The 18,610-nt window shown below is 56.8% G+C and carries 19 protein-coding genes; 8 read left to right on the top strand and 11 right to left on the bottom strand.

Annotated features, from left to right (window positions below):
• Positions 1–40 precede the first annotated feature (40 nt).
• The 3 genes from V8G57_RS17380 to V8G57_RS17370 form a co-directional block, all read right to left on the bottom strand.
• Positions 41–817, bottom strand: a complete 777-nt coding sequence (locus V8G57_RS17380; RefSeq protein WP_342830436.1) for a fused MFS/spermidine synthase — start codon at positions 815–817, stop codon at positions 41–43.
• 117 nt (positions 818–934) lie between these two features.
• Entirely contained in the window at positions 935–1,747 is an 813-nt protein-coding gene (locus tag V8G57_RS17375) for a fused MFS/spermidine synthase (protein ID WP_342830435.1), read from the bottom strand.
• A 36-nt stretch (positions 1,748–1,783) separates the two neighbouring features.
• Complete coding sequence (locus V8G57_RS17370; RefSeq protein WP_342830434.1) at positions 1,784–2,146, bottom strand: YkgJ family cysteine cluster protein; 363 nt, start codon at positions 2,144–2,146, stop codon at positions 1,784–1,786.
• Between the two features lie 186 nt (positions 2,147–2,332).
• On the opposite strand from V8G57_RS17370, the gene V8G57_RS17365 reads away from it, so the two are divergent.
• Positions 2,333–4,081 carry a SulP family inorganic anion transporter gene (locus V8G57_RS17365; protein WP_342830433.1) on the top strand — a complete coding sequence of 583 codons (1,749 nt, stop codon included), beginning with the start codon at positions 2,333–2,335 and terminating at the stop codon, positions 4,079–4,081.
• Positions 4,082–4,117: 36 nt separating this feature from the next.
• On the opposite strand, the gene V8G57_RS17360 is transcribed toward V8G57_RS17365, so the two are convergent.
• Entirely contained in the window at positions 4,118–4,312 is a 195-nt protein-coding gene (locus V8G57_RS17360) for a ribbon-helix-helix protein, CopG family (protein ID WP_092401058.1), read from the bottom strand.
• A gap of 145 nt (positions 4,313–4,457) precedes the next feature.
• On the opposite strand from V8G57_RS17360, the gene V8G57_RS17355 reads away from it, so the two are divergent.
• Together V8G57_RS17355 and V8G57_RS17350 are read left to right on the top strand one after the other, a co-directional pair.
• Positions 4,458–4,895: a universal stress protein gene (locus V8G57_RS17355; RefSeq protein ID WP_342830432.1), complete on the top strand. Its 438-nt coding sequence runs from the start codon at positions 4,458–4,460 to the stop codon at positions 4,893–4,895.
• A 159-nt stretch (positions 4,896–5,054) separates the two neighbouring features.
• Positions 5,055–5,873 (top strand): class I SAM-dependent methyltransferase, encoded by an 819-nt coding sequence (locus V8G57_RS17350; protein WP_342830431.1) that lies wholly within the window; start codon positions 5,055–5,057, stop codon positions 5,871–5,873.
• A 131-nt stretch (positions 5,874–6,004) separates the two neighbouring features.
• Here V8G57_RS17350 and V8G57_RS17345 read toward each other — a convergent pair whose 3' ends face one another.
• Both V8G57_RS17345 and V8G57_RS17340 read right to left on the bottom strand, forming a co-directional pair.
• The gene (locus V8G57_RS17345; RefSeq protein ID WP_092400972.1) at positions 6,005–6,460 is read right to left on the bottom strand and encodes a hypothetical protein; all 456 of its coding nucleotides are present in this window, start codon (positions 6,458–6,460) and stop codon (positions 6,005–6,007) included.
• A 392-nt stretch (positions 6,461–6,852) separates the two neighbouring features.
• On the bottom strand, positions 6,853–7,053 hold the full coding sequence (locus V8G57_RS17340; protein WP_092400975.1) for a hypothetical protein: 201 nt from the start codon (positions 7,051–7,053) through the stop codon (positions 6,853–6,855).
• A gap of 379 nt (positions 7,054–7,432) precedes the next feature.
• Between V8G57_RS17340 and V8G57_RS17335 the strand changes: the two genes are divergently transcribed.
• Entirely contained in the window at positions 7,433–7,999 is a 567-nt protein-coding gene (locus V8G57_RS17335) for a phasin family protein (RefSeq protein ID WP_342830430.1), read from the top strand.
• Positions 8,000–8,165: 166 nt separating this feature from the next.
• Here the strand turns inward: V8G57_RS17335 and V8G57_RS17330 are convergent, their stop codons facing one another.
• Both V8G57_RS17330 and V8G57_RS17325 read right to left on the bottom strand, forming a co-directional pair.
• On the bottom strand, positions 8,166–9,308 hold the full coding sequence (locus V8G57_RS17330) for a nickel/cobalt efflux transporter (RefSeq protein WP_342830429.1): 1,143 nt from the start codon (positions 9,306–9,308) through the stop codon (positions 8,166–8,168).
• 10 nt (positions 9,309–9,318) lie between these two features.
• Entirely contained in the window at positions 9,319–9,594 is a 276-nt protein-coding gene (locus V8G57_RS17325; RefSeq protein ID WP_092400984.1) for a metal-sensing transcriptional repressor, read from the bottom strand.
• A gap of 104 nt (positions 9,595–9,698) precedes the next feature.
• Between V8G57_RS17325 and V8G57_RS17320 the strand changes: the two genes are divergently transcribed.
• Genes V8G57_RS17320 through V8G57_RS17305 form a run of 4 tightly spaced genes read left to right on the top strand, consistent with a single transcriptional unit; the run spans position 9,699 to position 13,064 of the window.
• Positions 9,699–10,649 carry a chromate resistance protein ChrB domain-containing protein gene (locus V8G57_RS17320; RefSeq protein ID WP_425458298.1) on the top strand — a complete coding sequence of 317 codons (951 nt, stop codon included), beginning with the start codon at positions 9,699–9,701 and terminating at the stop codon, positions 10,647–10,649.
• Positions 10,650–10,651: 2 nt separating this feature from the next.
• Positions 10,652–11,815 carry a chromate transporter gene (locus V8G57_RS17315; RefSeq protein ID WP_342830428.1) on the top strand — a complete coding sequence of 388 codons (1,164 nt, stop codon included), beginning with the start codon at positions 10,652–10,654 and terminating at the stop codon, positions 11,813–11,815.
• Between the two features lie 25 nt (positions 11,816–11,840).
• Positions 11,841–12,569, top strand: a complete 729-nt coding sequence (locus tag V8G57_RS17310; RefSeq protein ID WP_425458297.1) for a superoxide dismutase — start codon at positions 11,841–11,843, stop codon at positions 12,567–12,569.
• Between the two features lie 39 nt (positions 12,570–12,608).
• A complete protein-coding gene (locus V8G57_RS17305) occupies positions 12,609–13,064 on the top strand; it encodes a chromate resistance protein ChrB domain-containing protein (protein ID WP_342830427.1) in 456 nt (151 codons plus the stop codon).
• A gap of 457 nt (positions 13,065–13,521) precedes the next feature.
• On the opposite strand, the gene V8G57_RS17300 is transcribed toward V8G57_RS17305, so the two are convergent.
• From V8G57_RS17300 to V8G57_RS17290, 3 genes are read right to left on the bottom strand one after another with little or no spacing between them, the layout of a single operon-like run.
• Positions 13,522–14,328 (bottom strand): oxidoreductase, encoded by an 807-nt coding sequence (locus V8G57_RS17300; protein ID WP_342830425.1) that lies wholly within the window; start codon positions 14,326–14,328, stop codon positions 13,522–13,524.
• Positions 14,329–14,370: 42 nt separating this feature from the next.
• The gene (locus V8G57_RS17295; RefSeq protein WP_342830424.1) at positions 14,371–17,439 is read right to left on the bottom strand and encodes an efflux RND transporter permease subunit; all 3,069 of its coding nucleotides are present in this window, start codon (positions 17,437–17,439) and stop codon (positions 14,371–14,373) included.
• Positions 17,436–18,545, bottom strand: a complete 1,110-nt coding sequence (locus tag V8G57_RS17290) for an efflux RND transporter periplasmic adaptor subunit (protein WP_342830423.1) — start codon at positions 18,543–18,545, stop codon at positions 17,436–17,438. Before V8G57_RS17290 ends, V8G57_RS17295 begins: the two co-directional genes overlap by 4 nt.
• Positions 18,546–18,610 lie beyond the last annotated feature (65 nt).

Raw genomic sequence — 18,610 nt, 5'->3', positions numbered from 1 at the left:
TGCCTGGTCGTGTTCTTATGCCGGGGCCGCAACCGTCTGATCACGCTTCTTCCGAGAAATGCTTGACGAGCTGGAAAGAAGGCACCAGTTCAGATAGCCGCAGATCAAAGCGTTGATCCAATTTCTGCGCGCGATTGAGCACCACAGGCCGAAACACACCGGCGTCGTTCCCTTTGACGAAAAAGGCGATGTAGTTGTGGCTGTCCTCGGTCCTGCACCACCATATGCGCCAATCGGTTCCCAGCAACGCCTGGGCAATAGCTGGAACCGCGGGAGTCGGGCGATCCCACAAATTCGATACCAGGACACCTTGTGGAGCAAGGCAGTGCAGGCAGGCTTTATAGAAGTCGCTGGTACTTAGTTCGGATGCGGGGCCATCGGCAGAAAAACCGTCCAGCATGACAATATCGGCGCTGTTTTCCTGCTGGGCTTGCATATAGGCTGCGGCGTCTGCGTGAATGACCTGAAGGCGCTGGTCATCCGCCGGGATCATGAATTGATCGCGCAACGCAATGACTTCAGCGTGCAGCTCCAGCACGGTGATGCGGGCCGCAGGAAAATTCCGGTAGCAATACTTGACCAGCGATCCGCCGCCCAGGCCAACCATCAAGATGTGTTTTGGCGCTGCCTGGAACAGCAGGAAACCCATCATGGCCCGCGTGTAGCTCAGCAGCAGCTTGTCAGGTGCGGAAATCGACATCGCGCTCTGTATGTACTGATGATCGAAATGCAGCGTGCGCATGTCGTCGTGGTCGAAGACAAAGGGCTTTCCTCCACTTTCGTGGAGCAGCAGTTCGAAGCGATTAAGGTTCGTCATGTGATGTGGGTACGCAGCGTGCCGCTGACCGGATATCGATCAAGCGGATTTGTATTTCAAAGGACAGTGTAATAGTTGGCGCAAATAATGGCGCGGCATCTCTGGTTATCCCGATTCTTACCCTGCCCGCAGTTGTGCAGCGGAGAGATGCAGCGCCGCAATCAATTTATCGGTCCGGCGCTGCCGCAATATGTTTTGTGCGGTCATGCGAAGCAACAGGGCATGCTGGAGCTCCAGGTCTTTCAATCCGTTCATGATCGCCTGGTCCGGCATCTCCAGCGATTTTCCTTTGCATGCAAACACAATCATGTTGCTCGATTCCAGGGCCTCGACAGCGATCGCTGCACCGTCAAAGCTGCGTTGAATGCGGTCGAGGTAGTGCGTCATGTTTGCCCTGCTGCCCAGCAAATTGACGGCCATGATGCCTTCCGGCGCCAGGGCCTGATAACAGTCGTCGTAGAAGGCCTGGCTGCACAGCTGGGGCGGCTGTCCCGTGTGGTCGAATCCGTCTACCAGCAGGATCTCGTAATCGCTGTCGGCATCTCGCACCAGGTCGCGTCCATCCTGGCAACGGATCTGCAGCCGGCGGTCATCCTCAGGAATGTGGAAATGATCCTTTAATGCGATTACTTCAGGGTTATTTTCGGCAACCACGATAGCCGCGTGCGGCAGGTTGCGATAACAGTATTTGGCCAGCGAGCCGCCGCCCAGCCCGATCATGGCGATCGTGCCGGGGCTATGCTTGAACAGCAGGAAGCCCATCATTGTCACGGTGTAGCCAAGCAAGAGCGCATCAGGCGCGGCCACGTACATTTCGCTTTGCACTGCGGTATTGTCGAATTGCAGCGAGACGGAATGCGCGTTTTTATAAATGAATGGTTTGCCGTCGCTGGAAAACGCTGAAAGTTCGCGGACATTATCTAAAAGCATGGTTGTGTCTTCAACGTCATCGGATAAAACCGGGAATCACACCAATACGTGGCGTACCTGCTCGAAATAGCGGTAGACCCGCTGTTCGAGCGCGGGGGCGACCATTACCGCAGGCCGCTTGCCGTTCGGACAGGCCAGCCTGGGCGTCGTCCCGAACAACCTGCAAACCAGCGGACGTTCCTCATATACTTGGCAGCCGCCGGCTCCCAGATGCGGGCAGCTCAATGCGGCAAGCGCGGCATCCTGTTCCTGTTCACTCTTGCGCGGCAGCCGCGCCATTTCAACACTGGACGCCAGCACCGGGCCGCAGCAATCGTGGCATCCAGGAATGCAGGCAAATGCGGGGATGCGTTCCCTGAAAAATTTGATTGTCCGGCTTTGTTTGTCCAGTTTGTCCATTAATTACTCGCACCTGCAAGATTTCATGTGTTGCAAAACATGATAATACAATTATCATACTATGATTACACATGATCATAGCATACGCATATGGTGTAAATTAGGACCTGGTAGTCCATGCGGCGGCGGACTGCACGGCCTCATTCCGAATAACGATACGTTTTCCGGCATAACCCACGGTGATGTGTGATTAATATCCTGGAAGCCCGCAAGGCGGGGCTCTTTGCACGAGACAAGCTGCTGCCCAACGTGATTGCCGGCGCGATCGTCGGCGTGGTGGCGCTGCCGCTGTCGATGGCTTTCGCCATTGCTTCGGGAGCCAGGCCCGAACAGGGCCTGTACACGGCAATCGTCGCCGGCTTCCTGGTGTCGATGTTTGGCGGGAGCCGTGCCCAGATCGCCGGACCCACCGGCGCGTTTATCGTCATCCTGGCCGGCATTACGGCCAAATACGGTATTTCCGGCTTGCAGATAGCCACCTTGATGGCCGGCGCAATGCTGCTGTTCATGGGTATCGCCAAAATGGGCAGCGTGATCAAATTTATTCCGGCGCCGGTCATCGTCGGCTTTACCACCGGCATCGCCGTCATCATCTGGGTCGGACAATGGAAGGATTTTTTCGGCTTGCCGGCCATTCCCGGCGGGCACTTCCATGAAAAACTCTGGCATCTGCTTGAAGCCCTGCCGCAACTGCACCCTGCAACGACTGCCATTGCACTGGTCAGCCTGGGCCTGGCGACCTGCCCGTCCAGGCTTGGCCGCTTCAAGCGCATACCTGGGCCGCTGCTGGCGCTGGTGGGAGCCACCGTGCTGCAGTCGATTTTCCAATTCAACGGCGTCGCCACCATCGGCAGCGCCTTCGGCGAGATCCCGCAGCATTTGCCGTCATTTTCGATCCCGGCCGTTACCATGTCGCAGGTAGTCGAGCTGATAGGCCCGGCGTTTACGATCGCCATGCTGGGCGCGATCGAATCGCTGCTGTCAGCGGTAGTGGCCGACGGCATGGTCGGCAGCAAACACGATTCGAACCAGGAATTGATCGGCCAGGGGCTGGCCAACATGGTGACGCCGCTGTTCGGCGGCTTTGCCGCAACCGGGGCCATAGCGCGCACGGCAACCAGCATCCGCAACGGCGGCAGCAGCCCGCTGGCCGGCATCATCCACGCCGGCATGCTGGTCCTGGTGATCGTGCTCCTGGCGCCGCTGGCGACAAATGTCCCCTTGGCGGCGTTTGCGGCAATCCTGTTCGTGGTCGCCTACAACATGAGCGAATGGAAGCATTTCGCCAAAATGCTGCGCCGGGCGCCGCGCGCCGATGTCGTCATTTTGGTGGTGACCTTTTTATTGACAGTGCTGACGGACCTGGTGGTGGCAGTCAACATCGGCGTCATCCTGGCGATCATGCAATTCATGCGCAGGATGGCGGCGGCGGTCGAGGTGCAGCATTTTACCGAGCTTGAACTGAAAGCCGAACTGGCCCAGCATGGCTGGACAACACTGCCGCCCGGCGTGCTGGTCTATGCGATCGAAGGACCGGTTTTCTTCGGCGCCGTCGAGAACTTTGAAAGAGCGCTGGTCCATACCCATACCGAGCCCCGGATACTGATACTGCGCCTGCGCTGGGTCCCATTCGTCGACATGACGGGGCTGCTGACCTTGGAAGAGGTGGTGCTGAACATGCGCAAGCGCGGTGTCCGGATGATATTGTGCGAGGCCAACCTCAAGGTGAAAACAAAGCTGGCGCGGGCCGGGCTGCTGGAACTGATCGGCGCCGACGATTATCGCGAGGATTTTGCATCGGCGTTAAGCCATAGCCAGGAGTTGACGGAACACGATGCTCACGCTCCGCACGCCAGGAAATCACCCAAAATGAGCAGCTATGCGGAAAACCTGATCAAGACCAGCAAAGACTATTTTTGGGGCGGTAAAGACTGACCTGGCAAAAAAACTTCGCCGGCTGATGGCGGGAGCTTATTTTTTGCCTGGCTTCGGGGACCTGACAACGGCTTTTGTCGCGTAATCGACGTCGTGCCGCTCCAGGTACTCGCGGATCATCTGGCGGATCACCTGGGATGGCGTCAAGTCTTGCGCAAGGCATAGTTCGTCGAACGCCTTCTTCTTGACCGGATCAATCAGGATTGTGAGACGCGCAGTTTTCGATTCCATGGAATGGATAGGCATGAATGATAATTTGATTATCATTATACACAGCTCGCCCCGCACTTCCAGCAGATCCTATTGCCTGTTCGCATGTTGCGAAAGGGGCAATCGCGTCATAAACTGAAAGTACCTATCCAACCGGGGAGAAGCTATGTACAAGCATCTTCTACTACCAACCGATGGTTCGCCATTATCTGAACTCGCGATTCGAAATACCATGCAGTTTGCCAAAAGCATCAACGCCAAGGTAACTGGCTTTTATGTGAGCCCGCCATATCATGCACTATCTTTTCAGATGGAAATGATGGCAGAGTCAGAAGACGATTTCGCTAAACATAGCCGATCTCAAGCGGAAAAATTGCTTGCCGACATTGAAGACGCCGCCAATATAGCAGGCGTATCTTGCGACACTACCTATGCCATCGGCGACCATCCCTATGAAGAAATCATCAAAGCAGCCAATGCCAACGGCTGCGACTTGATCACCATGGCGTCGCACGGCCGCAAAGGAATGAGAGGCCTCCTTCTCGGCAGCGAAGCACAGAAGGTGCTGACTCATAGCAAAATACCGGTACTCATATACCGATAGGAGCGATGGCATTGATAGAGTTCGCCATCGTCATAAAACAGGCATGGACGGCGATGCTTGAAACTATCCGCCTGCAAGGAATCCTCAAGACCTGACAGGAGGAAGATCGACTGCAGGCTGTGTTCTTTGAGTAGTCACGGTGGCGCAAAGGAGAACACCTTGAACAGTCCCGACATCGACAAAAACTTCACCGACGCAATACCGAGGCTCTATGAAGAGTATCTTGTTCCGCTGATCTTTGAGCCGTATGCAGTGGACTTGGCGAATCGTATAGCTTCGCGGCCTCTTTCTCGGGTGCTGGAGATTGCCGCCGGCACAGGCGTCGTGACTCGCCATTTGGCATCCGTGCTGCCGGAAAGCGTCTCCATTGTTGCCACGGACCTTAATCAGCCGATGCTGGACCGCGCTGCCGAAGTCGGGACCAAGCGTCCAGTGGCCTGGCGCCAGGCAAACGCCATGCAACTGCCCTTCGAAGATTCAGTGTTTGACGCCGTAGTGTGCCAGTTCGGAGTCATGTTCTTTCCCGACAAGCCGAAGGCGTTTTCCGAAATGCGCCGGGTTCTCCGGCCAGGAGGCGTCCTCATTTTCAACGTTTGGGATCGCATCGAGGAGAACGAGTTCGCTCACGTCGTTTCGGCAGCGCTCGAGTCTCTCTTCCCCAAGGATCCTCCGCGCTTCATGGCTCGCACGCCCCATGGCTACCATGACCTCGCAACCATTGCACAAGACCTGAAAGCCGGTGGCTTCAGTTCATCGCCCCATATGAGCACTGTCGCGGCGCGCAGCCAGGCAACGTCGCCGCGGATCCCTGCAATCGCATACTGCCAAGGGACACCGCTACGCAGCGAAATCGAGGCACGCGGCAAGTCGCGGCTCGACGAAGCAACCGACATCGCCGCGGGAGCCATCGCCCGACGGTTCGGGCCTGGTCCTGTGGACGGCAAGATCCAGGCGCACGTGATCACTATCGAATGCTGAATTTCACCCGTTGAGTGCCTGCTTTCCCGAGTTGGCTACTTCTACCCTGGGGCTTTTCCGGACAGGGATTCGTGCAATGCATGCCAGATCAAGCCTGGGCCGGCAAAGATCATTATCAGCCGGCCCGGATCTTACTCGGTTTCAACCTCACTGATCGCGCGTTGCTGACTCGAGATGCGCTGTGCGTCACTTGACGACCTAAGCGTCTGAGATCTGGCATTCACAATGGCATCCATCAGTTGTTCAATGATGTCGCCAATAGTTGTGTCCTGCTGCCTTGCCAATCTCCTTAGTTTTTTGTGATGCTTCTCGCTGATGCTGGCGGTGACCTGCACGTCGCCCACCAGCACAAGTTCATCCTTCGCAAAGCATAGCCAATAGATAACGATGCAAGTGAGCGTGCCAAGAACAAATATCTGAAATTCCGATGACCGTCTCCACGTGCCGCGCCACAGATCTGTTCCGGACCACAGGCTTATCAGCAGCACGCCGAGCCAAATGATTGCAATCAGCCGCAGGATTTTGCTTTCTCTTCCAACCTCGTCGTACAAGAAGCGCCTGCGGATCAGCTGACGAAATTCTTTCATCTCATTCCCCCTTTTTGCAGATCAAGCGACCATGGCGCCGAAAGAGTGATTCGAACAGATTGCAAACAATTATCTAACGTGCGCCCTTCCCCCAAGTTGTCAACCTAGTACACTTTCACATGAAAACAATGTTTTATTTCCTATGCTGCGTCACGTACGCCAGGGGCCAGGAAAGCTGTCCTGCTATCCCACGTCCCCTCATCATCTTTAATGCCCTTACGCTACCTATCCTTGCCGGCAAACAAATAAAAAAAAAGCCCGCAGTTACGCGGGCTTTCGGGTATTTGCTGCTGTTATAAAGCAAAGTGGGCCGGACCTCGGACTGGTAAGGCGCACATCATCTTTTGTGCTGCCCTGCTTCCCAGCCACTGGAATCAGCACGCAGTTTGGAATTACTTGACGACGTCGATAAGATCTTTTGCGAACGCCATGCCCTGGTCGCGGGCAGCGTCCCAGGTATTGGACGGGGCGATCTCCGGCGGCGACTGCAACACTCCGTCAATCAAAACGGCCCAACGATACTTGCCGCCCCTGACGATCGTGCTCGCGACCCTGATCGTGTGCCCTTTGTGCTCTATCTCGAATTGCGGCATATGTCCCCCACAGATGGTATCCGTAAGGCAACACTACCATGTGCAACGACCACTGCATACTGGTAAAAATACAACCTCCTCCCTGATTGGATCAGTCGCCGCATTCACAACGCATCGAACTTCGCCCATGAGCGCGGGATTACGAGGATCGCGTGAAACTACAGCCTCTAAATGCCTTGTCACTCCATCAAGAATATCGTTGGCACTGTCAAAACTACCAGCTAGACATCTGGCGACAAAAATCTACAATCTAATTTGTGCGCCGCACAATATGCCATGTCAATCAATGGCGCTCTGCAACCGACGGCTAGTCTTTAGCCGCCTTTCGTCGTCCTACTGATGTCGTCTCTTTTTGCGACACCAAACCCTTGGAGAAACCATGTCTACCATTGCAGAACAATTCTCAGCTGCCGCCAAAGCTAATTTTGAAGCCAACTTGGCGCTGTACACTGATCTCACGACCAAAGCATTTGCCGGCGTGGAAAAACTGATCGAGCTCAACCTGAGCGCTGGTAAAGCTTCACTGCAAGAGTCGACCGCTACTACCCAGAAGCTCTTTGCCGCCAAAGACCCGCAAGAATTTTTCTCGCTGAGCGCAGCGCTGGCCCAACCGAACACGGAAAAAGCCGTCGCTTACGGCCGGCATTTCGCCAGCATCGCGTCCAGCACACAAGCCGAACTGACCAAGGTTGCCGAAGCCCAGGTTGCCGAAACCAAGCGTAAAGTCGTCGAGTTCGTCGACCTGGCAACGAAAAACGCGCCGCCAGGTGCAGAAAGCGCAGTTGCTTTCGTCAAATCGGCGATCGGCAGCGCCAACGCCGGTTACGAACAGTTGGCCAAGAACACCAAGCAAGCCGTTGAAGCGCTGGAAACCAACGTCAACAGCGCTGTCGATCAACTGTCGCAAGCCGCTACCAAGGGCGCCGCTCATTCGAGCAAGAAGTGATTTTTAGCGACATGAAATAGTGCATTGCATGCAACTTATCGTGTAGTTGCACTGGCAACAAAAAGCCCGGTCGTTCAACGATCCGGGCTTTTTTACATTTGATTGCGGGGCAGGATTTGTCCGCTATGCGGCCATTTGCATCACGTAAATGCTTAGCTCGTGGAACCTATATGGCATGGGCGTTCAAGCCGCTCCATCCCAGATAGCCCGTATATAAGCCAACCAATATGATCAACGCGCTGGAAAAATACGGTGCTTTTCTTGCAAATGCTCCGAAACCGTTCCAGCGTTTTGAGACTTGCCGCACGCTCAGCGCCGCGATAGTCCCTGACGCCACCATTGTCAGTGCGAGACCGATACTGAAGCAAAGCACCAGCACGACACCTAGGCTGTATTGTTTCAGCTGCAAGCACAACAGTAAGACGGTGATTGACGCGGGGCAAGGAATCAATCCCCCAGTCAAGCCAAACATGACGATTTGACCGGTAGTAATGTTTTTATCCGCAAATTTGCGTTTAATGTCGTTTGCATGCGCCAGCTCGTGCGCATCCTGATATCCGACAGCGCCAACATCCAGGCCGCCGTGGCCATGATGTGCACCTTCCTCAAAACTCACATCGTAGTCGTGCGTATGGGCATGGTGCGTCATCGACAGCCGCGCCACGAATTCATGCGGCTCGGGAATCTCGTCTATCGATTCCAGGTAGTCCCCCTTCTTGGCAAATGTGAATGCCTGGACCGCGCCATCCGGGCGAATGGTTTGTACTTCGATCTGACCTGCATCAGCCGGCGCAATAGCGGCGCCCTTGTCAAAAAAATGCAAGCGGAAGCGCGGCGGGCAACCTGTTTCGAATATTTCGAGATCCACTGCCTGGCTGTGATCCGTATCAATGCGCCGGATTTCGAGGCCATGGCCATGATCGTGCGCATGATGACTGTGGTTCGTTTCGTCTTTTTCTCGCTTCAGGTCGCGGTAAGTGCGAAGAAGCATCCAGACCGCTATTCCGATAATCAGGACGGCGGAGCCCAATTGGAAATAAGGTTCCGTCGCTTCGGCATTCAGGTTTCCTCCCAGCTTCATGCCAACGAGAGCAACCAGCCACACAACGGCGGTATGTGAAATCGTCGCCGACAGCCCCAATAAGACAGCCTGGGACACAGTGCCGCGAATGGCGACGATAAAAGCCGCCATCATTGTTTTTGAATGTCCAGGCTCAAGCCCATGTAAAGCACCCAGCAGGATGGCGCTTGGCACAAACAGCCAAGCGTTGCCAGCTCCTTGTCGGAGCAGTTCAGAAAATTCAGTCATGCGGGATTCCTTAAAGGTACTTTGAGATTTCTTTGAATTCATCCAGCGTCGCCTTTGGCGACGTTTCAATCCCGTCTTCGAGACAATGCTCAAGATGGTCGTAAATAAGCGTCTTTTTGGCTTGGACCAGGGCTTTCTCCGCGGCCTGAAGTTGCATCGCGACGTCAGTGCAAGATCGCCCCTCCTCGATCATGCTGATAATGGAGTTGACCTGACCAGCCACCATGCGGAGCCGCTTGATGACGTTGGGATGGGATTCGTGTTTGTGTGGATGTGTTGTATTCATACGTCCATCCTATACCATACCCCCCCTAGGTGTAAACGCAAATCATCGCAATACCCATAAAAGTAAACTTGTAGATATCAATACCATTACGTAGAATTATCTACATGAATACATACCTCTCTCTCATTACCAGCCTTCCAACAGAGAACGCAACGGCCCGGATGCGCGCCTGGCGCGCACTGAAGGCGAGCGGTGCGGCCGTCTTGCGCGACGGCGTTTATTTGATGCCGGAGCGCGAGGCCTGCCGCAGCACGTTTGAGGCAGTCGCCGCCGATGTGCTGTCTGGCGGCGGCACCGCCTTTGTCTTGCGCGTTGAAGAACCCGATAGCGCTAATTTTGCTGGGCTATTCGACCGTAGCGAGGATTACGCGGCGTTGCTGACGGACGCGGCCAAGGTACGGGAAACGCTCACCACCGACACCGTGCTGGAAACACTCAAGCAGATTCGCAAGCTGCGCAAATCCTTTGCCAGTCTTGCCGATATCGACTTCTTCCCCGGCGAAGCCCAACGGCAAACCGACACGACCCTGCAAGAGCTGGAGCTGGCCGCTGCCCGCGTACTGGCGCCGGACGAACCCCATCCAGTGCATGGAACCATCACTGCCCTGCCATTGCAGCAATACCAGGGACGCACCTGGGCAACACGGCGGCGCCCCTGGGTGGATCGGCTGGCCTGCGCCTGGCTGATCCGTCGCTTCATTGATCCACAAGCCCGGCTGCTGTGGCTGGCCTCTCCTGGCGATTGCCCCGCCGATGCCTTGGGCTTTGACTTCGACGGCGCGACCTTTAGCCATGTAGGAAGCCGCGTCAGCTTCGAGGTGCTGCTGGCGAGTTTCGGCCTTGAGCAAGCAGCGCTCAAGCGTCTTGGTGCGCTAGTGCACTACCTCGATGTCGGCGGCGTGCAGCCGCCGGAGTCAGTGGGAATTGAAAGCGTCCTGGCCGGCCTGCGCGAAGCCATCGCCGATGACGACCAGCTTCTGGCGACAGCCAGCAACGTGTTCGATGGGCTGCTGACCGCGTTTCAGCAAGAAGCCACGCCGCAACAGGGATCGTGATCATGGACCAGGCAAATAAACCGACTTACACCTTGTGGCAACTGATCCTGTATTTTTTGCGCCTGGGTACGTTTGGCTTTGGCGGGCCGGTTGCATTGGTTGGCTATATGCACCGCGACCTGGTCGAGCGCCGCGGCTGGATCAGCGAATCAGACTACAAGGAGGGGCTGGCGCTGGCGCAGATCGCGCCCGGTCCGTTGGCCGCGCAGCTGGGAATCTATCTGGGATTCGTCCACTTCCGGCTGCTCGGCGCGACAGTGGCGGGACTTGCTTTCGTGTTGCCATCGTTCCTGATGGTGGTCGCCCTGGGATGGGCCTATGTGGCGTTTGGCGGACTGACCTGGATGCAGTCCGTTTTCTACGGCGTGGGCGCTTCCGTGATCGGCATCATGGCAATCAGTGCGCATAAGCTCGCCAGCAAGAACCTGGGACGCGACAAGCTGCTGTGGGGCATTTTCATATTGCTGGCGGCCGTGACCATCATCACGCAGTCCGAAATCGCGTTGCTGTTCATCGGCGCCGGCGTGCTGGTTTGGGTTATCCGCTGCAAGCCCAGGTTTGGCACATCGAGCATGGCCGTGCTGCTGCCGACGCAGTTGCCGAATATCGCTCTTGCATCCGCGACAGATACCAACACCCTGATCCAGATCGTGCTTTTTTTCACCAAGGCCGGCGCCTTCGTGTTCGGCTCCGGCCTGGCCATCGTGCCCTTTCTCTATAGCGAAGTTGTGACGGAACACCACTGGCTGAGCGAAAAGCAGTTTGTCGATGCCGTGGCCGTCGCGATGATTACGCCAGGACCGGTGGTGATCACGACCGGATTCATTGGCTACCTGATCAGCGGCCTGCCGGGAGCCGTCCTGGCAGCAGTAGGCACTTTTGTTCCCTGCTACCTGGCGACCGTCATCGCCGCACCGTATTTCAAGAAATACGGCAAGCTGCCGGCGCTGATCGCCTTCGTCGATGGCATCACGGCGGCAGCCATCGGCGCCATCGCCGGTTCGGTGGTGGTGATCGCGCAGAGGTCGATCGTCGACATGCCGACCGCGCTGCTGGCGCTGGCAACTGCTGCGCTGTTATGGAAATTCAAGAAACTGCCTGAACCAGTCATCGTGATTGGCGCGGCGCTGGTCGGGATCGTGGTGTACCCCTTGCTGCATCACTGACCCGACACCACCAGGAGCTACCCCCATGAGTGAACACCCCGATCTTCAACGCCGATCCATGCTGTGCGCAGCCGCTGCGAGCGTGGCAGTGCTGGGTACGGCAAAAGCTGCCAACGCCTCACCTATCTTGGAGAAAACCACCATGCCGATGCTACCTGCCTTTGAGAGCCAGACAACGCTGAAACCGCTTGCGTTTGATCCCGCCAAACTCAGCGGCCTATCGGAACGCCTGATCCGTTCGCATTGGGAAAACAATTACGGCGGCTCTGTCAAAGCATTGGCAGTGATCAAGAAGCACCTGACCGAAGCATTGGCTAACAAGGACACGCCGCCCTATATCTACAACGCGCTGAAGCGTGAACATTTGCTGCGTACAGGTTCGGTGGTGTTCCACGAATACTACTTCGACAACCTAGGCGGCAGCGGCCAAGCCGGCGCGCCGGAGCGCGAGGTGATCGCCGACGCATTCGGCAGCTTCGACACTTGGGAAACCGAATTTCGCCGTATCGGCGCCGGCCTGGGCGGAGGTTCTGGCTGGGTCGTGCTCGGCTTCAATACACACACTCGCCAGCTGGAAAATTACTGGCTTGCCGATCATGCCCACGGCCCGGCGGCAACCTTGCCGCTCCTGGTGATGGACATGTACGAACATTCTTACCAGATGGACTACGGCGCAGCAGCGGCCAAGTATATCGACGCCTTCTTCAAAAACATCCAGTGGGACATGGTGGCGAGCCGGATTGCCGCAGTGTAAAAAGCGTAGGCGCGACATTTGAAATAGAGGAGAAGCATCATGAAATGGATTACCCGCGAACGCCCAAAGATCGACCGCATCGCTTGTCCGTGGCTGGTGGCTCGATATATCGATCAGCAAGCGGAATTTCTTTATGTTGCGCCAGGCGATGTGTTGCGCATTGCCGGCGAAACCAGCGCGATTCCTTACGACATACCAGGCGTTGAACTGACCCATGACGGCGAGTTGTGCAGCTTCGATGCCTTCCTCAAAAAATACTGTCTTGACGACCCCGCCTTAAACCAGCTCGCACTTATCGTGCGCGGCGCCGACACCTCGCGACTCGATCTGACGCCGCAATCTGCCGGCCTATACGCCTTGTCGCTGGGATTGTCGCAAAATTTCCGCGATGACCAGGAGATGCTCAAGCACGGCATGGTGATGTATGACGCTCTCTATGCCTGGTGCAAGAATTGCCAAGGAGAGTCACACAACTGGCCGCCTAAAATGCAATGACTGGATTGAACCGTTGCGACTGAAGCCGGCACTGCTGACACATGCGGATAGCAAGATCACCAGGCGGGTCTGCCGATGCAAGCCTGGAGTCGTAAAACCGCTCGGCTGAATGACGCAACCGGATTCGATAGCCCAAATGAAATGACCTCCCATTCGGGAGGCCTTTTAGAGACGGTGCGATCCGAAAAAAGCCCGCCGTCAAGCTTTGTTTGATTGATGATTGTGACGGCGTAGAGGGCGATTAGCATGTTGATTTTGCATGAGGATTGTTGGTGAATGATTTAACTAAATTTTCAGACTCTGATCAAGGCGAATGTTGCCGCGAAGCTTCTTGCTGGGTGCTCCAATCAATGGTCGGTGTTACTGTCATAAAATAATTCCGATAATGAGGTATGCCAGGTTCGGCGGAGTAAATCCGGTTGAGTTCGGGCCTTGATGAGAAAGCAGGGAACCGATTTCAGGCGAGTCCAAATGTTTTCCTCAGGCTTGCATCGACGGGGCCGGCAGGCATGAAACGGCGCAATTTTCTCAGAAGTGAGGCCTGGCCTTTCGGAGTGTGCCGCATTCTCCAAGCACCCAAAGCGGCATCGACAATCGCGGTCGCGACACCATCTGGCTCAGGTGCGCCTTTGACATTTTTTTCAATTGCACGAAATACGTCGTCGCGCTCATCGTCATAGGCTGAAAGTTGGGAAACTGCATGAGGTGCATTGAGATCCAGACTGGTCTTGGTGAAGGAAGGCTCGACAAGCGCCACGCGGATTCCGAATTTGCGCACCTCATGATCCAAGGTCTCAGACATTCCCTCAACAGCATGCTTGGATGCTGAATAGAGCCCCATGTACGGAGCCGGCAGGAAGCCCAGCACTGAGCTGATGTTGACGATTCTTCCCGAACGTTGCTCGCGCATGTGCGGCAGTACCGCTTGTGTTGTGCGCAAAATGCCAAAGACGTTGGTATCGAACAGCGACTGGGCTTCGGGAATCGACGTTTCTTCAGTCGCTCCGAGCAGGGTCACGCCTGCACTATTGACGAGCACATCTATGCGTCCGGCCTGAGCGATGATGGTTCGGATTCCATGTTGCACTGACGCTTCGTCACGGATATCCATTTCGACCAGAACAACACCGGGTATTGACTGTGCTTTTGCAGTATTGCGTACGGTGCCGAATACTCGGCAACCACGCTTGGCAAATTTCACCGCGGCGGCACGCCCGATGCCTGACGACACGCCGGTAATAACGACAACTTCAGAATTCGACATAGCAGTTCCCTTTTGTATGGGTGAATTGGGATGAATGGCAAATCAGCTTTGCGATGGGACTGGCCTGATCTTGAACCAGATGGAATACATCGCCGGCAAGAACACGAGGGTCAGGATCGTCCCTGCCAATGTGCCGCCGATCAACGTGTAAGCGAGCGTGCCCCAGAACACCGAATGGGTAAGCGGGATGAAGGCCAAGATCGCCGCCAATGCGGTCAAGACCACTGGTCGGGAACGCTGCACGGTTGCCTCGACAACTGCATGGAATGGACTCAATCCCGCCTGTTCGTTGTGGCGGATTTGCCCGATCAGAATCAGTGTATTGCGCATCAGGATACCCGACAGTGCAATCAGGCCGACCAGCGCATTGATGCCGAATGGCTGCTGGAACAGAATCAAGGTTGGCACCACACCGATCAGGCCAAGTGGACTGGTCAAGAAGACCATGACCATTGCGGAGATCGAGCGCACCTGGAATATGATGATGAGTAGGGTTACTGCCAGCATGATGGGGAATAGCGGCAGCATTGCTTTCGTCGCTTTTCCTGACTCTTCGATGGAGCCGGCCTGCTCGATGTGGTAGCCGCCAGGCAGTTTGTCCATGATGGGCTGGAGCCGCTGGGTGATGGCTGCCGACACATCCGGCGGCTGCAAGCCATCGGCAATGTCGCCCCGTACGGTGATCGTCGGCATTCGGTCGCGACGGCGCATGATTGGTTCCTCCATGCGCACGTCGACCTTACCCACCTGCGACAGCGGGATGCGTTGCCCATTGGCGCCGGCCAGCGTGAAGTCCGCGATCTTGGCAGGGTCGAGCCGGCTGTCGCCAGCCGAACGGGCCGTGACTTGCACCGTGCGAATGTCCTCGCGGACCGCGGTGACGGGCACACCGTTCAGCAAGAATTGCAGTTGCTGCGCCACGGCGCTGGGGGTCAGCCCAACAGCCTGCAAACGATCCTGCTGTAAGGTGAAGTGCAGCATAGGCGTGCGCGTGCCCCAGTCAGCGTTGACCGTACGCATCATCGGACTGGCATCCATGGCCCGTTGCACTTCAGCCGCGATACTGCGTAGCTTGTCCTGGTCCGGTCCTGTGACCCGGTAGGCGACCGGGAACGGCGAGTAAGGGCCGAATACGAGCTGGGTGACACGCACGCGCGCCTCAGAAGCGAGGCCGTCGGCGATTGCCTTGCGTAACCGGTTTTTCAATACCTCGCGCTCATCCTGGTTGTCTGTGCGGATCACGATCTTGGCAAACGACGGATCAGGCAGTTCTGGTCCCATTGCCAAGTAGAAGCGCGGCGCGCCTTGACCAACATAGGCCGTGACGATCTTCGCTTCCGGCTGTTTAGCCAGCCATGCTTCCACCTTCTCCGTGGCGGCGCTGGTCTGGCCGATCGAGGTGCCGTAGGGCATCTGCACCTCGACCAGCACTTCGGGGCGGTCGGAGATCGGGAAGAATTGCTTCTTGACCACAGCCATTCCCAGCACGGCCACAACGAAAAGGCCCACTACAGTGCCGGCGACCAGCCACTTGCGTGCGATAACGCGCGCCAATACTTGGCGGAAGCGGTTATAACGCGGCGTATCGTAGAGTGCGTCGTGGCCGCCTTCGACTTTTTTGAGATTGGGTAGTAGCTTGACACCAAGGTAAGGTGTAAAGACCACGGCAACCACCCAAGACGCGATCAGTGCGATGCCGACAATCCAGAACATATTGCTGGTGTATTCGCCCGCAGTGGAACGGGCGAAGCCATTGGGCATGAAACCGACGGCCGTGACCAGCGTGCCGGAGAGCATTGGCGCGGCAGTATGGCTCCATGCATAGGCAGACGCGGCGATACGGTCGTAGCCTTCTTCCATCTTTACCACCATCATTTCGATGGCGATGATGGCGTCGTCCACAAGCAGGCCCAGCCCCAGGATCAGCGAACCCAGCGTGATGCGGTCGAAGTTCTTTCCGGTTGCGGCCATCACAATGAAGACTGCCGCCAGCGTCAACGGCACCGCCGCAGCAACTACGATACCCACACGCCAGCCCATGCTCACGAAACACACCAGCATGACCACCAGCAGCGCGGCGAAGAACTTGATCATGAACTCATCGACCGCCGAGCTGATATTGACGGCTTGGTCTGTGACCTTGGACAGGCCCATGCCCTGCGGCATGTCGGCGTTGATCGCACCGACCTCTTTATCCAGCGCCTTGCCCAAGTCTAATCCGTTCCAGCCATCGCGCATGACGATGCCCAACAGCAGCGCAGGTTCGCCGCCGTTGCGGATCATGAAAGTCGCCGGGTCCTCATAACCACGCTTGATCGTAGCGATGTCCGACAATTTCAATGTGCGACCTTGCGCCACGACCGGCGTATCGCGGATCTTTTGCAATTCGTCGAAAGCGCCGTCCAGGCGAATAAACACCTGCGGTCCCTTGGTTTCCACGGAGCCGGCCGGTGTGAGCGCGTTCTGGCTATTGAGTGCGGCGAATACTTCCTGTGGGCTGACGCCCAGCGTTGCCAGGCGCTCATGCGAAAACTCGACATAAATGCGCTCGGACTGCTCGCCGACGATGTTGACCTTCTTTACGCCTGGTACGTGCAGCAGCCGTTGACGCAGCGTCTCCGCGTCGCGTACAAGTAGGCGCTGTGGTTCGCCCTTGGCCTTGAGTGCGAATAGGGCAAAAGTGACGTCCGCGTATTCGTCGTTGACCATCGGCCCGATCACGCCAGGCGGAAGGTTGTTTGCCTCATCGCTGATTTTCTTTCGGGCTTGGTAAAACTCTCCCTGGACCTCCGAAGGCGGCGTACTGTCGAGCAAGGTCAAGGTGGTGAAGGCCAAGCCAGGTCTTGTGTAGGTCTCGGTACGTTCATACCAGCGCAGCTCCTGCATGCGCTTTTCGATCTTCTCGGCGACTTGGTCCTGCATTTCCTGTGCAGTGGCGCCTGGCCAAGCAGTAACGATGGTCATCACTTTGACCGTGAATGCGGGGTCTTCCGCCCGTCCAAGTTTGAAGAAGGAGATGAGCCCGGCCAACGAGATCAGGCAGATCAGAAACAAGGTGACGGAGCGCTCGCGCACGGCGAGCGCCGACAGGTTGAAGCGACCTTCGCTCATGGCCGCACTCCCACGGTTGCAGCGGTAGCCTGGTCAGCCACCCGGACCTGCTCGCCTTCGTGCAGCAGATGAGTGCCGAGTGCGACTATCCGGTCACCTGGCTTGAGTTGACCTGCAATGTGCGCGCCGTCGTCGTCCAGTCGCTGGACCGCGACCGCCCGCCAGGAAACCTTTGTTGGCTTGCCTTCGATGACCCAGACTCCCGCCCCCTTGCCCGCGTCGAACAGCGAGCCAATCGGTACCCGCAAGCCGCCTTGCTCAGCAGGACGTGCGTCCGGAATCTGAACGGTGACCGTTGCGCCTAATGGGGCGCTGGACATCTCCCCATCCAGCACATACCGCGCCTCGAAGGTGCGGGTTAGTCGGTCTGCGGCATCCGAGAGCTGCCTGAGTTTGGTTGGAACGGTAACGCCCTCTTTGCCAAAGAGCGTGGCTTGGCCGACTGAACCGATGGCAGGGCGCAAGGTTTCCGGCAATTGGATGACGGCCTCGCGGCGTCCGGCATGGGCCACACGCACCACGATTTGGCCCGCGTTGACGACTTGGCCGGGTTCGACCAGCGTTTCCATGATGATGCCATCGGAATCTGCCGCCAGCTCCGTGTATCGGCTCGCGTTGCGAGCAACTTCGGCTTGGGCTTCGGTTGCATTGAGTTGAGCTTTGGCAGTATCTGCCGCAGCCTTGACTTGGTCGTAGGCTGAAGCCGATATCGCGCCTGTTCCGCGCAGGTCGCGGTAGCGGGCTTCATCGTCCGCCGTTTGCTGCGCCCGTGCTCGCGCCGCGGCGACCGCTTCCTGCTGAGCATGCGCGGCAAGCTTCAGATCGACAGGGTCGATGCGCATGAGCGGTTGCCCACGCTTAACGGTTTGTCCCGCGTCCACAAGCCGCTCCAATACCTTGCCAGAGACCCGGAAACCAAGATCGCTTTGTACCCGAGCGGCTACGGTTCCGGTGAACGTACGTGATGCGGCGACCGCGCCCTGAATGGTAGCCGCACGTACCAACGGCGCTTCGGTACGTGGATCGGCTTGCGGTTTTTCGCCACAAGCGACCAGTGCAAACGGCAATGTAGATAGGGCGGCAGAGAAAACGAGGCGGCGGAGCATAGAAATCCCATAAAGAGCTAAACAGGATTTCTATTTTGAGACTAGTGACCAATTATGTCAATGGT

Source organism: Collimonas rhizosphaerae (assembly GCF_038896935.1).
Lineage (GTDB): Bacteria > Pseudomonadota > Gammaproteobacteria > Burkholderiales > Burkholderiaceae_D > Collimonas > Collimonas rhizosphaerae.
Note: the sequence above shows the minus strand (reverse complement) of the source record. Positions and strands in the feature narration are given on the sequence as shown.